Annotated in this window: 22 protein-coding genes and 1 tRNA gene; 21 read left to right on the forward strand and 2 right to left on the reverse strand. The window is 48.3% G+C overall.

The genetic code is table 11. The annotated features are described in order from the left end of the window. Window positions 1–73 precede the first annotated feature (73 nt). The gene (locus DQN52_RS05250) at window positions 74–1,246 is read right to left on the reverse strand and encodes an NAD(P)H-dependent flavin oxidoreductase (protein ID WP_003785629.1); all 1,173 of its coding nucleotides are present in this window, start codon (window positions 1,244–1,246) and stop codon (window positions 74–76) included. Between the two features lie 138 nt (window positions 1,247–1,384). On the opposite strand from DQN52_RS05250, the gene DQN52_RS05255 reads away from it, so the two are divergent. Further along, a tRNA-Ile gene (locus DQN52_RS05255) sits at window positions 1,385–1,460 on the forward strand. A 138-nt stretch (window positions 1,461–1,598) separates the two neighbouring features. Here DQN52_RS05255 and DQN52_RS05260 read toward each other — a convergent pair. After that, on the reverse strand, window positions 1,599–2,456 hold the full coding sequence (locus DQN52_RS05260) for a tyrosine-type recombinase/integrase (protein WP_003785631.1): 858 nt from the start codon (window positions 2,454–2,456) through the stop codon (window positions 1,599–1,601). Window positions 2,457–2,519: 63 nt separating this feature from the next. On the opposite strand from DQN52_RS05260, the gene DQN52_RS05265 reads away from it, so the two are divergent. From DQN52_RS05265 to DQN52_RS05355, 20 genes are all read left to right on the forward strand, one after another. Further along, complete coding sequence (locus tag DQN52_RS05265) at window positions 2,520–2,873, forward strand: phage holin family protein (protein WP_003785632.1); 354 nt, start codon at window positions 2,520–2,522, stop codon at window positions 2,871–2,873. Further along, complete coding sequence (locus tag DQN52_RS05270) at window positions 2,854–3,384, forward strand: glycoside hydrolase family 108 protein (protein WP_003785633.1); 531 nt, start codon at window positions 2,854–2,856, stop codon at window positions 3,382–3,384. Before DQN52_RS05265 ends, DQN52_RS05270 begins: the two co-directional genes overlap by 20 nt. Then, a complete protein-coding gene (locus DQN52_RS05275) occupies window positions 3,381–3,698 on the forward strand; it encodes a hypothetical protein (protein ID WP_003785634.1) in 318 nt (105 codons plus the stop codon). Before DQN52_RS05270 ends, DQN52_RS05275 begins: the two co-directional genes overlap by 4 nt. A 96-nt stretch (window positions 3,699–3,794) precedes the next feature. Further along, a complete protein-coding gene (locus tag DQN52_RS11585) occupies window positions 3,795–3,920 on the forward strand; it encodes a hypothetical protein (protein WP_407928316.1) in 126 nt (41 codons plus the stop codon). Continuing rightward, entirely contained in the window at window positions 3,904–4,122 is a 219-nt protein-coding gene (locus DQN52_RS05280) for a TraR/DksA C4-type zinc finger protein (protein ID WP_003785635.1), read from the forward strand. The genes DQN52_RS11585 and DQN52_RS05280 overlap by 17 nt, the downstream gene beginning before the upstream one ends. Next, the gene (locus tag DQN52_RS05285; protein WP_003785636.1) at window positions 4,109–4,540 is read left to right on the forward strand and encodes a phage tail protein; all 432 of its coding nucleotides are present in this window, start codon (window positions 4,109–4,111) and stop codon (window positions 4,538–4,540) included. The genes DQN52_RS05280 and DQN52_RS05285 overlap by 14 nt, the downstream gene beginning before the upstream one ends. A 3-nt stretch (window positions 4,541–4,543) precedes the next feature. After that, window positions 4,544–5,278: a phage virion morphogenesis protein gene (locus DQN52_RS05290; protein WP_003785637.1), complete on the forward strand. Its 735-nt coding sequence runs from the start codon at window positions 4,544–4,546 to the stop codon at window positions 5,276–5,278. Between the two features lie 190 nt (window positions 5,279–5,468). After that, on the forward strand, window positions 5,469–5,753 hold the full coding sequence (locus DQN52_RS05295; protein ID WP_003785638.1) for a type II toxin-antitoxin system RelB/DinJ family antitoxin: 285 nt from the start codon (window positions 5,469–5,471) through the stop codon (window positions 5,751–5,753). Further along, complete coding sequence (locus DQN52_RS05300) at window positions 5,750–6,019, forward strand: type II toxin-antitoxin system YafQ family toxin (protein ID WP_003785639.1); 270 nt, start codon at window positions 5,750–5,752, stop codon at window positions 6,017–6,019. Before DQN52_RS05295 ends, DQN52_RS05300 begins: the two co-directional genes overlap by 4 nt. Window positions 6,020–6,177: 158 nt before the next feature. Then, window positions 6,178–6,786: a phage baseplate assembly protein V gene (locus DQN52_RS05305; RefSeq protein WP_003785640.1), complete on the forward strand. Its 609-nt coding sequence runs from the start codon at window positions 6,178–6,180 to the stop codon at window positions 6,784–6,786. Then, on the forward strand, window positions 6,783–7,118 hold the full coding sequence (locus tag DQN52_RS05310; RefSeq protein ID WP_003785641.1) for a GPW/gp25 family protein: 336 nt from the start codon (window positions 6,783–6,785) through the stop codon (window positions 7,116–7,118). Before DQN52_RS05305 ends, DQN52_RS05310 begins: the two co-directional genes overlap by 4 nt. Beyond that, complete coding sequence (locus DQN52_RS05315; RefSeq protein WP_003785643.1) at window positions 7,115–8,011, forward strand: baseplate assembly protein; 897 nt, start codon at window positions 7,115–7,117, stop codon at window positions 8,009–8,011. Before DQN52_RS05310 ends, DQN52_RS05315 begins: the two co-directional genes overlap by 4 nt. Continuing rightward, the gene (locus DQN52_RS05320; protein WP_003785645.1) at window positions 8,008–8,589 is read left to right on the forward strand and encodes a phage tail protein I; all 582 of its coding nucleotides are present in this window, start codon (window positions 8,008–8,010) and stop codon (window positions 8,587–8,589) included. Before DQN52_RS05315 ends, DQN52_RS05320 begins: the two co-directional genes overlap by 4 nt. Before the next feature lie 17 nt (window positions 8,590–8,606). After that, window positions 8,607–10,007, forward strand: a complete 1,401-nt coding sequence (locus DQN52_RS11165; protein WP_111694425.1) for a gp53-like domain-containing protein — start codon at window positions 8,607–8,609, stop codon at window positions 10,005–10,007. A gap of 12 nt (window positions 10,008–10,019) precedes the next feature. Further along, window positions 10,020–10,229 carry a hypothetical protein gene (locus DQN52_RS05330; RefSeq protein ID WP_032133698.1) on the forward strand — a complete coding sequence of 70 codons (210 nt, stop codon included), beginning with the start codon at window positions 10,020–10,022 and terminating at the stop codon, window positions 10,227–10,229. Then, window positions 10,174–10,530, forward strand: coding sequence for a hypothetical protein (locus tag DQN52_RS05335; protein WP_003789002.1), 357 nt, complete (start codon window positions 10,174–10,176; stop codon window positions 10,528–10,530). Before DQN52_RS05330 ends, DQN52_RS05335 begins: the two co-directional genes overlap by 56 nt. Window positions 10,531–10,673: 143 nt before the next feature. After that, window positions 10,674–11,111 carry a DNA adenine methylase gene (locus DQN52_RS05340; protein ID WP_003789006.1) on the forward strand — a complete coding sequence of 146 codons (438 nt, stop codon included), beginning with the start codon at window positions 10,674–10,676 and terminating at the stop codon, window positions 11,109–11,111. A gap of 471 nt (window positions 11,112–11,582) precedes the next feature. Then, the gene (locus tag DQN52_RS05345) at window positions 11,583–12,785 is read left to right on the forward strand and encodes a phage tail sheath subtilisin-like domain-containing protein (RefSeq protein ID WP_003785651.1); all 1,203 of its coding nucleotides are present in this window, start codon (window positions 11,583–11,585) and stop codon (window positions 12,783–12,785) included. 157 nt (window positions 12,786–12,942) lie between these two features. After that, window positions 12,943–13,350, forward strand: coding sequence for a phage major tail tube protein (locus DQN52_RS05350; RefSeq protein ID WP_003785652.1), 408 nt, complete (start codon window positions 12,943–12,945; stop codon window positions 13,348–13,350). A 144-nt stretch (window positions 13,351–13,494) separates the two neighbouring features. After that, window positions 13,495–13,842: a hypothetical protein gene (locus DQN52_RS05355; RefSeq protein ID WP_032827605.1), complete on the forward strand. Its 348-nt coding sequence runs from the start codon at window positions 13,495–13,497 to the stop codon at window positions 13,840–13,842. The last annotated feature ends 8 nt before the right edge of the window (window positions 13,843–13,850 follow it).

Genomic DNA, 13,850 nt, shown 5'->3' on the forward strand with positions numbered 1-13,850 from the left:
AAAGCAGCCTGCACCTTTTGTCCAAATCTTGTTTAACAAAAAGTGCAGGCTGCTTTTTTAGGTTTATGCTGATTTAGCGAGCAGTTTGATTAGGCATCACACCCGTTAGCAAATATTCCATTGTTTCGCGCACCGATTTGATTGCCGAACCAAATGGCAATGGGTCTTTGCCACGGAAAAACAAGCCTTTATCCACTTCGCCGCGGAACGCTTCTGCCAATTTGATGTCAATGCAAAATTGTCCGATTTTCTCCAAGCCATCGCGCAAACCGCAAGTGGTTAAGCAGTTGATGCCTTGCGTACAACGGCGTGGGTCGGCTTTGGCGTTGGCTTGCAATTTGTCCAAACGCTTGGTGTAGCTGCTCAAAAAGCGTGTGTTTACGCCGCGTGCAGGCAAGCCCGCCACCGACATGAATTCCACAATTTGCTCGCGTTCTGCGCCAGCCAGCGTGTTTTTGAAATTGATGTGCGCGTCGCCTTCTTGCGTTACTGCAAACGCTGTGCCGATTTGTACCGCACTCGCGCCCCATTCTTTGAGTGCGGTGCTGATTTTGTCAAAATTCGCCATGCCGCCAGCCAAAATCAACGGGATTTTTTCGCTTTCCAAGCCCAATGTTTTGAAGATTTCCATCGTTTCTGTGATAACGCGCTTGAACTCAAATTTTTCATCGTTTACGCCGTCCACCGTCATCGCGCCCAAATGTCCAGCCGCGTGAGCAGGGTGTTCAATCACAATCGCATCGGGCAACACACCTTTTTTCATCCATCTTTTCAACACGATACCGATGCCACGCGATTCCGACAAAATCGGCAACAACGCCACATCTTTTTTGTAACCGCCCACCAATTCGGGCAAATCCAGCGGTAAACCTGCACCCATGACAATCGCGTCCGCGCCCGATTCACACGCTTGACGCACCAAAGCCGCGTGGTCTTTAACCGCTTTCATCACGTTCACCGCAATCAAACCTTTGCCGTTGCTTTGTGCTTTGGCGGATTGAATTTCGCGGTCAAGCGCAATGTGATTGAGTTGGCAATATTTTTCTTCGGTCGGGTTGATTTTGGATTCTGCCAATAAATCTTCGTGCAAATGGCGCAAATCCACGCTGGCGATTGTGCCGATGCCGTTTTCACGCGCCACCGCGCTGGATAAACTGGAAGCCGAAATGCCCACGCCCATGCCGCCTTGCACAATGGGAGTCAGTTCTTTGCTGCGAATGGTTAAGGGGTTGAATGTGTGCTGCATGGATTGTCTCCTTGGTGTGTGGATTCGTTATTAAAGAGTTTAGGCATTATACTCTAAAATAGTCAGATTGCTCTATTTTTTTGTAATGATTGACCTTTTATTCGTAAATTTTTATAATATGCGACTTTCCTTGCACTTGGGTCGGTAGCTCAGGGGTTAGAGCAGGGGACTCATAATCCCTTGGTCGTGGGTTCGAAACCCACCCGACCCACCAAACAAAAAACCGCATGAAATCTAGCTTTTCATGCGGTTGCTTTGTTTTTAAAACAGCGTGATTCGTTCTACATTTTTTCGTCTGTTCTACATTTCGCTCAAAAAACGCCTCAAAAAACGCCCCAAAAACACCCAAAAATCACGTCAATAAATCGCCCCAATCCAGCTTGGTCGGCTGCACCAATTTCCCCTTGCGATGACGCACATACTGCACCGTCATACTACTATTTTTATGTCCCAACAAATCACGCGCCGCATTTAGTCCCAGTTCCTCATCCTTGTCCGTACCAGCCTTGGCGCGTAAGTCCCGAAATTGAAAATCCGCCTTATCCACCCCAGCCAATCGCCGCGCCTTGTCCATGCCATAGCGCAACTGGTTATACGAAATCGGCCGCTCATCTTTGCAAAACAAAAAATCATGTTTTGCATTGCCACGCTCGGATAAAATCTGCTCCACCACATCAGCAAACACACCCACCAACGCCACACGCAATCGCTTACCTGTTTTATTCTGCTGAATCCACAACGCGCCATCGCGAAAATCCGACACACGCAATTTCAACGTATCGCCCACACGCTGGCTGCACAAATAAGCCACCAACATCAACTGTTGAATATGCCTATCTGCACGATTGAACACACGCCAAAACATATCGTCCGACACATACACATCGCGCCCTTTTTCCACATTTTTCTTGACACCGCGCACAGGATTTTCATTATCCGTATAACCCCATTCACGCGCCTTATTAAAAATATGGCTAAACAACGCCACTTCGCGATTTGCCCGAGTTTTCGCCGCTTTACTGCGCCAATCCAAATACTCCCGAATGTGAACAGGGCGAATCGCATTGATAGGCACAGGCGGTTTATCAGGCTTATTTGGTGGCGAAGATGCCAGCGAAATCGTCAATTTCCTTTTGCCAGACTCCGTGCCGCTCAAAATCAACGAATTCACAGGTGCAGCCATTGCCGCCGCCTTTACCGTTGTTGCCATTCAATACGCCTACGCCTATTTGGACAAAAAAAACCAAAGTCAAAACGTGGAGAATAATCCGTCATGACCCCTATGCAATATGCCGCCATTCAAGCCCTAGCAGGCGCGTGTGCCTTATCCATTCTCTTTTTTGACAAACGTGGCAGAGCGCACAAGCCCATTTTTGCCTATTTAGCCTATTTCACATTTCTACAAATGATGTCGCTCGTCCTTGCTGCTCATTTCAAACTCAACGAACTACTGGAATGGCTGCTCATATTCACACTCGCCCTGCAAACAGGTAGCGTCCTATTAGCAGGCGGCAACATTGGCAAAATTCACGCCAGTTTTCAGCTTTCCCAATTTTGCAGGCTGCTTCGTCGCTTGCAATTTAATCAACAAAAGAAAGAACAACATCATGACTCAAAAAGCATTTGATATTTTTATAGAACGCATCTTGTCGCACGAAGGCGGCTACGTAAACCACCCACGCGACCCAGGTGGCGAAACCAACTGGGGCATTACCAAAGCCACCGCCCAAGCCAATGGCTACACAGGCAGCATGCGCAGTATGTCGCGCAACGATGCGATTGCCATCTATCGCCGCGCCTATTGGGAAAACAGCCAAGCCAGCCAAATGCCTGCTGCTATCGCTTTCCAATATTTTGATGCCTGCGTCAATCACGGCATTCAAAACGCCAGCAAAATCCTACAACGCGCCGCCAAAGTGGCAGACGATGGCATCATCGGCAAACAAACCTTGGCAGCCATCAAAAAAGCAAACCAAGCCGAATTGGTCAGCCGCTTTCATGCCGAACGCCTAGCGTTTTATACCCATATCGCCACGTTCAGCACCTTTGGCAAAGGCTGGGTACGCCGCGTTACCCAAAACATTCAGCACGGCGTGGACGACTTAAACACCCAATGGACAGCGGACAGCCTAGCATGATAAACAAACTTGCCACCTATGCCCTGTGTGTTGCAGCCATTGTCAATATCCCATTGCTTGCCCTTGCCGCTTGGCAGCACACGCAAAACAAACACCCGCACCAACAAGTTGCCCAAAGCCAACAGCAAGCCCAAAACGCCCAAGCAACCATAGCGCAAATGCAGCAAAACCAAATCCAGCTGCAAAATCAGCTCAACCAATGGCAGCAAGCCGCCGCCCAAAGCCGCCAGCAGCTAGACATCGCCCTGCAACAAAACCCACAATGGGCAAGCCAACCTCTGCCCAGCCACATCAAGAAAGCCCTGCAACCATGAACAAAGCCATTATCGCCACCGTCCTTTTGGCAGCCTGCACTAATCAACGTCATTAGCTGCCCAGCCGTTCCCGAATGCGTACGACCCAACATCGCCTTGGCTACCAATGCTGATTTAGTCCGCGCCTATCAAGCCGCCGACCACGCTTTTCAACAATGCAAAATCGCACGCGATACACTCGCCGCGTGTGTCAAGAAAGAATTCCATGTCCCAAATGATTGACCGCGCCTGCGACCTAGAAGAACGACACCGCGCCGCAGCATTAGCACGCTGGTCGGCAACCCAAACCCCACGCGCCAACCAATCCGCGCACGAATGCCACGCCTGTGGCGAGCCAATCCCAGAAGCCCGAAGAGCCGCCGTCAAAGGCTGCACCCACTGCATTACCTGTCAAGAGAAAATAGAAAAATATGGAAAAGCCTAAATCCCTACGCACCGCCCTAGAAACCGCCCTGCCCGAATTGCGCGACAACCCCGACAAACTCCATCTCTACATTACCAACGGACAAGTAGAAGCCCACAAAGGCACGCTTGGATACACCGACCACTACACGCTCACGCTACTAATTACCGATTTTGTCGGCAATATAGACGTGTTAAAAGTCGCCATTATCAACTGGCTGCAAACCAACCAGCCAGATATTTTGGGGCAAGGCTCGGTTATCCCGAATGCGTTTACCTTTGAGGCAGATTTAAACGGACACAGCAGCGCAGATTTGCTGATTGAACTCAAACTCAACGAGCGCACCACCGCCTTGATTGACGAACACAACAACGTCCACATCACACACCCAGCCGAACCACAACGCGATACCGATTTAGCCACCACATTAGGGCTATAAACCATGAACGCACTAGATATTTACCTAGATAATCTCAACACCTTAACCCAACGCTTGTCGCCACAAGAAAGCAAAAAAATGATGCGCAAAATTGGTGCAAAAATTCGCCAAAACAACCGCGAGCGCATTATTGCCAATTTGCAGCCTGACGGTAGCCCCATGCGTCGCAGAAAAGACAGTGATAAAGATTATTTGGAAGGTTATCGTAAATTACGCAGAAACGAAGAATTGAAAGTTGGGCGAATGTTTATTTACGATGGCCCAGAAATGAGACAGCGTAATATCGGCCAATTGCGTGAAATGCTCACCATTAAACGCCCTGAACACGATAAAAAATACGGCTTTCCTTATCGTTTTCACAAGGGCGGTGGCTACTATCAACGCAGTTCCTATGATTCAGATTATGTTCAAGGTTTTGCTTTATCGCGTGGCGGTTCATTAGGACAAGACGGCGTTTCAAAATTTAACCGTAAATTCATTTACGTTCCCGATAAGAGCGGCAAAAAGCGCATACATGAAAAACTCATGTTCCGCAAAATCAACCAATTCAAATACCTCAAACTCAAAGCCACATCACACGAAGCCGCCATCGGCTTTTTAAGCGGCTTAACCGCCTACATCGCCCACGCCCACCAATACGGCGAAGGCAACCGCCCACAGCGCAAATTGTTAGGTTTTTCCGATGACGATTTGCAGATTGTGGAAACCGTGTTGCGGCAATATTTCGCAACAGCTTGACGTCCTTCCCTTTGTTCACGGAAGGAAGGACGTCAATGAACGCGCTAGAACGCTTGGAGAGCAATCGCAGACCGAGCAGCAAGTGCAGCAGCGCAAACAAAGTCTCGGTTGGAGCATGAAATGAAAATATTGAAAAAGTAAAACAAATGTTTTATTATTTGATTACTTTTAAATATTTAAGGAATTAAACATGAGCGCAATAAATTTTAATATCCGTATGGATAAAAGTTTGAAAGAACGCGCATTTCCAGTCATTGAGAGCTACGGATTAACGCCAGCACAAGCAGTCAAACTGTTTTTTAATCAGATTGCTACTACCCAAACCATTCCCATTTCATTTGAACACAACGTAAACCGCATTCCTAATGCAATCACACGTAAAGCGATTGAAGATGCGGAATCCGAATTTGAGACAGCCAAACGCTATAAAACCGTTGAAGAAGCTATTGCAGCAATGCAGGAATTGGCGAAATGAGCAGAGAAATTATTTTTCAAGGGCAGTTTAAGCGAGATGTGAAAAAGCAGTTTTTAGAGCTTGCGACAGTGGAATGGGCAGAAGTTTTAACTTGTTTGGTAAATGATTTGCCGCTTGCTGAAAAATATCGCGACCATGCGCTTGTGAATGACAAAAACGGATACAGAGACTGCCATATCAAGCCTGATTTGGTTTTAATTTACGGCAGGAAAGAAAACGCCTTGATACTTGTTCGGTTAGGTTCTCATTCCGAGATATTTGGCTAAATCTGATAGAAAAAGCAGCCTGCAACCTTTCGGCAATCCCGAAGCGTTACAGGCTGCTTTTATCTTTGCCGTTAAACCGCGCTTTTAACCACTCTCACGCCACAACGCTCAAACAACCGCTTGCATAATTACACCATTTAACACGCGCAATCATCGCCATGCAAGCCGAACACAATCGCCAAATCGCCAACTTAATCAAACAAGGCAACATCGCCCAAGTTAATCCGTCCGAATGCCGCGTGCGCGTGGCTTTGGGCGAATTAACAAGCGATTGGTTGCCCTATTTTGTGCCGTGTGCAGGCGGCGTGTCGGTTCATCGTCCGCCCAGCGTGGGCGAAAACTGTATTGTCATCAGCCCCAGCGGCGAAACCGCTAATGGCTTGGTTTTGTGCGGCTTAATGTCCACCGCCTTTCCCAGCCCAGCTCAATCTGCCGATGAAACCGTCATCACTTTTCCCGATGGCGCACGTTTTGAATACAACCACGCCGCAAGCAGCCTGCACATTTCGGGCATTCAAACCGCAACCGTCCAAGCCAGCCAAGCCATCACATTTGACACACCGCAAGCCACGTTCACAGGCAAGCTAACCGTAGAAAATTTGCTCACTTATTTGTCGGGCATGGCAGGCAGCAATGGCACAGGCGGCAGCACCACCATTTCGGGCGACCTGCAACATATTGGCGGCGCATTGTCCAGCAACGGCGTGGTGTTGCATAGCCACACCCACACAGGCGACAGCGGTGGCACAACAGGAGCACCGCAATGATGAACGCACAAACAGGGCGCATGATGTCGCTTGCCGAGCATGTGCAGCAATCTATCCACAATATTTTGTTCACACGTATTGGCACACGCATTCAACGCGAACCCTATGGCAGCCTGCTCCCCGAGTTGCTTGATACGCCGCTCAGCGAAGCGACGTTGCTGCGCTGCAATGCCGCTGTGATTATGGCAATCGCCAAATGGGAGCCGCGTTTTGAAATTGAGCAAGCCCAAATCCAAGCCGTGCGCAACCAAGAACGCATCAATGTCCAAATTCAGTTGCGCGGACGTTTGGGCAAACAAGCCCTAAATTTTGTTGTGAAGGTGCCAGCATGAAAGAAATTGATTTAAGCCAGTTGCCACCGCCCAAAGTCATAGAAGAATTCACGTTTGAAGCCATTTTTGCCAGCAAAAAAGCGCGGCTCATTGAACTTTGTCCCAACCACATCAAAGACGTGGTTGCCGCCACATTGGAGCTAGAAAGCGAGCCGCTCACTATTGATTTGCAGCAACAAGCATACAGCGAAATGTTATTGCGCCAACGCATCAACGAAGCCACGCTTGCCACATTTTTAGCCTTTGCCACAGGCAACGATTTAGACCACATTGCCGCCAGTCGCAATATGTCGCGCAAAATCATTCAAGCCGCCAACCCATATGCCAATCCGCCCATCGCCCAAATCAACGAAAGCGACAGCAGTTTAAGACGCAGAGTGCAGCTTTATCCCGAAAAACTAGCCGCCGCTGGCCCGCGCTTGGCATACATCGCCCACGCACTAGACTTGGACGATGTTGCCGATGCCTATGCCGTGCAGCCACGCGCAGGCGATGTGTTGGTGTACATTCAATCGCACAGCAACGCAGGCATTGCCAGTCCAGAATTGCTCGCCCATGTGCAGCAATATTTGTCTGCCGAAGACAAACGCCCCTTGTGCGATAGCGTTACCGTGCAAGCTGCCACCGCCAAACCCATTACCCTGCGCTATGCCACGCGCTACCAGAGTCAGTTAGGCAAAACCAGCGTGCAGCAAGCCCAACAAACCGCCCTGCAACAACTCATTGCCGAACATAGCGGCTTGGGCGCACAACTTGCCTTATCCAAAATCATTGGTGCATTAGACGTAGTGGGTGCAGAAAAAGTCATTTTGCACGAACCACAACACGACGTGATATGCCAAAGCGGCGAATTTATCCGAATCGTCAGCATAGAAAGCAGCGAATTAACATGACCGACAGCTTAATCCCCAGCAACAACAGCCCCTTGCAACACACGCTATCCCAATTAAGCAGCCAGCAAATCGCCCAAATAGATTGGCGCGTCATCACACAAAACCACAGCAGCCTGCACTGCTCTGCCGAATTTCTACCTTTTTTGGCATGGGAAAACAGCATCTCCGATGCAGAAGGCTGGATATTTGCCGAAAGCGAAACCGCACAACGACAAATCATTCAAAACTACATTGCCAAACATCAACACAAAGGCACGCCAGCCATGATTCGCCAGTTGTTCCGCGATTTGCAGCTAGGCGAAATAGAAATCATCGAACGCGCAAGCGAGCAGCAATACAACGGCAACATCTCTTTTAATGGCAAGCACTATTTTGGCGGCAACGATGGCGATTGGGCAACTTATGGCGTGGTGCTATCGCGTGTTATCAGCATAGAACAAGGCGAGCAAATCAAGCAAATCCTAGCCGAAATCGCCCCATTGCGGTGCAGGCTGCTTTATTTAGATTTTCGCAGCAATCCCATTTTGTGGAATGGCGAAATCGCTTTTGACGGCAGCTATTCATTCGGCAGTATTTAAAATCCAGAAAGGCAATCATGACTCAATTAAACTTACAAGCCCAATGGCGCGGTGCCATTGAGCAAATTGAAACAGGCGACCGCGTGCTCGGTGGCGCAAACGGCAAAATCAATCAAATTTTTACCGCATTGGGCGATCGAACCGAATACCTAAAACTCAAACTAGAAAGCGATGCCACCACTATCACAGCAGGAGCAGGTTTAACTGGCGGTGGCGTGTTACGCGACAATCAAACTTTGTCATTGGGTAAACCGTCCAAAATCACAGCAACCACAACCAATTTAGCCGTTAGCAATACGCATACGCATGAAATCGATAAAGCCAGTGGTGCGGTGGCAGGCATTGTCATGCTCTCAGCTTCTACCAGCAGCACCGCAACCGACAAAGCTGCGACACCCAGTGCCGTCAAAGCCGCGTATGACCTTGCCGCCAGCAAAGTCAGTTTAACTGCCAACCAAGCCATTGCAGGCAGCAAAACATTCATCAATCCCATTATTGTTGGCGAAACGAGCAGTTGGGAAAAAATGAGATTCAACGTCAAAGGTGGACACTGGCAACTTGAATTTAATCCTGCTGGCATAGACGGTAAATCTTTGAATTTTCTGTTTACTTCGTCCGAAAAGAATCCGCAACAAACACGCATTCGCTTTCCAACCGTTACCAAGCATCAAAACGTCGCCTATGAAAGTTGGGTGGAGGGCGCGATTAACAAAGTTGTGGGACGTTTTGCCGCCAGTAACCACACTCACACATGGGCAAGCATCACAGGCAAGCCAGCCACGTTTGCCCCAGCAGCGCACACCCACACCGAATATCTACCCAAAACAGGCGGAACGATTGATGGAAATTTAAAAATTCAAGGTCATTCAGATAATTGGTATGGCAGTTGGATAAACAATACCAATGCTTTGGGCAGTGCTTTTTTACATTTAGCAACAGGCGGAATCACTCGTGCAGGGATTGAAACTTCCCACGAAGGCAACGGCTCATGGCGCATCGCTTTGATGGGAACAGCACAAGGCGATATCAACCAAGACCGCCACGAACAATTAATGACAGTTAGCGCCGCCAGCGTTTGGACAAAAGCTTACGGCAGCCTGCACGATTACTTCACGCGCCGTAATGAGTTCGCCGTTCAAGCCACAGATAACGGCTATACCCGATTACCCAATGGCTTAATTTTGCAATGGGGCAGTTTCTATTACAACGATTTGCCCAGCTGGAATAATACATTTGATATCACCTATCCCATTACATTTCCAAACAAAGTATTGTCGGTTGTCGCCTGCGGTGCAGGCTACCAAGGCACGCCAACCAACGCCGCCACTTTGCGTAATCACAATTTCACAGCCTATGTACGAGAAATGTACACAGGTGCAGAGGCTGGCGGAGTGCGCTGGTTTGCAATCGGTTTTTAAAGGAGATAATCGATGAGTATTTATTTTGATTACGGCGTACAAACATTTTTTGACGACACCATTCACGAAACCGTACCTCAAACCGCGCAAACCATTACTGCCGAGCAGCACCAAGCCTTTTTAAATGCATTAAATCAAGGCGCGTACATTACCCAAGATTTGCAAATTGTACCGCGCCCAAGTACCGCGCACGTTTGGCAGAACGGTAAATGGCGTATATAGCTGCTATTCCAGTTCAATCCGAGACGGCGGTGTGCGCTTCAAAGTCATGCCCTTGCCGCCTGACAAGTGGGATTTAATCCGCGTGGATTTGCCTGAGCAGCGCATACATGAGTTTTACGCTCAAACCAAAGGTGCGAAGTACGATTGGGCTGGCTGTTTGGGGATTGCCTTACCTGCCTTGCGCCAAAACGTGAAAAAATGGTTTTGCAGCGAATGGTGTGCAGGCTGCTTGGGTTATGACCAGCCTGCGCGGTTTAGTCCGAATGGGTTGGCGAAACAGCTTTCAGGCAGCCTGAAATAGCAAAAACCCTGTCTGAAACACAGACAGGGTAGACAAAACAAAAACGGCTGCGTGGCGGTGTAACGAGCACCGTTCCCACGCCTGCACGCTACGCCACCCGAATTACTGACTGATATTCAACGTGCAGCACGGTTCTTTTATATTTGCAGTGCAATACCTTTGGTGGCAAAACAACGGGTCAAACATTTGGTACAGCGACGACAGAAAAAGCATGGAATGCAACGCAAATCGCCGAAAAATTGCAGGCTGCACGACAACGGCTAGGTGGGGTATTCATTGAAAACGAACCGTGGCAACGTTGTGTCAAACGCTACGACCGACCGCATACATTCTTTTATGCCGACCCACCGTACTGGCAAGTCACAGGTTACGAGCGTGTATTTGATTGGACGGAATACGAACAGCTTGCTCAAACGATGCGAACCATGCAAGGTAAGATGATGTTGAGTATTAATGACCACCCCGATATTCGCGCATTGTTTGCCGAGTTTAATATTACAGAATTGCAGCTAGCTTATTCTGTGGGGCGCAAAGCAGAAAGCCGCATACAGCGTGGTGAGTTGGTTATTTGTAACTACTGATTTCAAGCAGCCTGCAACAACAAAAGCGACTGCAACGTCGCTGTTGTTATATTTGATGCTATAAATTCAAATCCAAACGTTTATGGTATCAAAGTTGCAGCGGTTTTATAGGTAATAGCCAGCGATGAGATTGCTCAATTTGCACAGTTGTAAAAAATCCTGCTTGCAATAAGCAGGATTTGAAACTTTGTTGCACGGTATGAAATAAATAATAAGTGGGTTTATCTTGCAAAATGTGGGGAGAATTTCGCGCGTAGCATCAGCCTGCGCGGTTTAGCCCAAATGGTTTAGCGCAATCTTTTAATCAAAAATAAGAAAAAAAGCAGCCTGCACTTGGGTTTATGTCCTGTGCAGGCTGCTTTTTTGCCCCAAAGCGTTAAAAGCGCGGTTAAACGCCTTTGCTAGCTGCCAAATCGAATCAAAACGGCATAATAAACGCCATTTGTTGTTGCTTTTTGATAAGGACGCATTATGACAAACGCAGCCCGACACCACGGCATTACCACCAAAGAATACACCACAGGCGCACGCGCCATTGACGACATTTCTACCGCCATTATCGGCATGGTTTGCACCGCAGACGATGCCGATAACAGCGTATTCCCACTCAACCGCCCTGTTTTTTACACATCAGCCAACGAAGTTTTGGGCAAAGCAGGCAACACAGGCACACTCGCCAAATCGCTCGATGCCATCATTGACCAAGCAGACGCGCAAATTGTGATTGTGCGCGTGCCACATAGCGATAACGCAAGCGAACTCAAAGCCAACATCATCGGCACATCAACAGGCGACACCCACACAGGCATTAAAGCCCTATCACGCGCCAAAGCCACATTGGGCTACACCCCAAAAATCTTGGGTATTCCCGAGTTGGATAGCTTGGACGTATTGAAAGAATTGGTGAGTGTTGCCGAGCGCACACGCGCCTTTGCATATGGCCGCGCAGGCGGTTCAGCCGAATTGACCAAAGTAGCAGAATACCGCAAAAACTTTGGCAACCGCGAATTGATGTTGATTGACAACGAATTTATGGCATTCAACACCGCCACCCAAACCAGCACCACCGCCGCAACCGTTGCCCGAATTTTAGGTGCGCGTGCCAAGTTGGATAAACAAATCGGCTGGCACAAATCCATTTCCAACACCGAAATCAACGGCGTAAGCAGCCTGCAATTCTCACGCAGCTTTGATATTTTAGATTCCAAATGCGATGCCAACACCCTGAATAATGCTGATGTAACCACGCTGATTCGTGAAGACAGTTTCCGCGTGTGGGGCAATCGCACCTGCTCCAACGACAAAATGATGGCGTTTGAAGTGGCAACCCGTTCCGCGCAAATCATTCAAGAAACCATTGCCAGCGGCTTTATGTGGGCAATGGACAAACCCATGCACCCGAGCTTAATGGAAGACATCATCATGATGATTAACGCCAAATTAGCCGAATACGTTGCCAAAGGCTACATTTTGGGAGCGCGTGTGTTTGTGGACAAGAGCAAAAATACCAGTCAAACCGTGCAAGCAGGACAGTTCACATTTAGCTACGAATGGACATACGTTCCGCCATTGGAAAACATGGTGTTTGAGCAATACAACAGCGACACATTCTTTGTAAACTTGGTGGACAAAGTGATTAGCTTTGCCAATAGCTTCAAAGCAGCAACCGTTTAACAACAAGCAGCCTGCACAAAACAAAACGCCGTTAAGCGGGAACTTAACAGCGTTTCTCAATCTATACCGATGAAAGAATGAATAAGCCAAATAGTAACCCCATTAAAATTGACTGTAAAGCGAATTGCAATATAGAAAATTAAGGATACCAAAACAAATGAAAATGCCCAAACAACTCAAAGGTTTCAACCTGTTTACAGACGACGAAAATCAATACGGCGTGATTGTCGATATTTCGCGCCCCAAAATTTCGCGCAAAACCGAAGACTACACCCCCGGTGGCGCAATGGGCGAATTAACCGTTGCCCACGGTTTTGAAAAATTAGAAATGGAAATCACGTCCAAAGGTTATGACGCAGATATGCTCAAAACGATGACCAGCGCGATTAATGGCAAATTATTTCGCTATCAAGGCGCATTGCAAGAAGAAGACGGCACAGGCTATCGCATTTTAAAAGGCGAAGGGCGCGGTCGCATTATTGAAGCCGACCCAGGTACAGACAAACAAGGCGAAGGTGGCGAACACAAGTTCAAAGTTGCCCTGACTTACTGGAAGAAACGCTAAACAGCGAATAAATCTTGGAACTGGATTTTATGCAAAACAAAGCCAGCTTTGGCGGCGTAGACGAGCGTAAAGAACTGCGTCAGGCATTGGGCTTGATGTAATCTAACAACCATGCAGCCTGCAATCCAAACAGAAAGAAACACCATGAATCCCACCATTAAAATCAACCCAGACAACACCGTAACCGTAGCCCTGACCAGTGGCATATTTGTTTTGCGCGAACCAATCGGCAAAGACATGGACGGCATGGGACAAGACTTAATCAAAATTAAACACACCGACACCGTGCAAAAATTGCTATCGCGCATTGCCACGCCGTCCATCACACGCGCAATGTATGGCAAACTCACGCTGCCCGAAACGCAGGCATTGAATGCGGCTATTGATTTTTTTTCAGCGTCCCCAAATGCGAAAGCGGAAATGCAGGCTGCTTTGACGGAATTGGGCTACCTATCGGAATCCGATTCCGAGCCAACCAATTTGCCGCAATAATCAGCCAG

The sequence above is a fragment of the Kingella kingae genome, from assembly GCF_900475905.1.
GTDB classification, from domain to species: Bacteria; Pseudomonadota; Gammaproteobacteria; order Burkholderiales; family Neisseriaceae; genus Kingella; species Kingella kingae.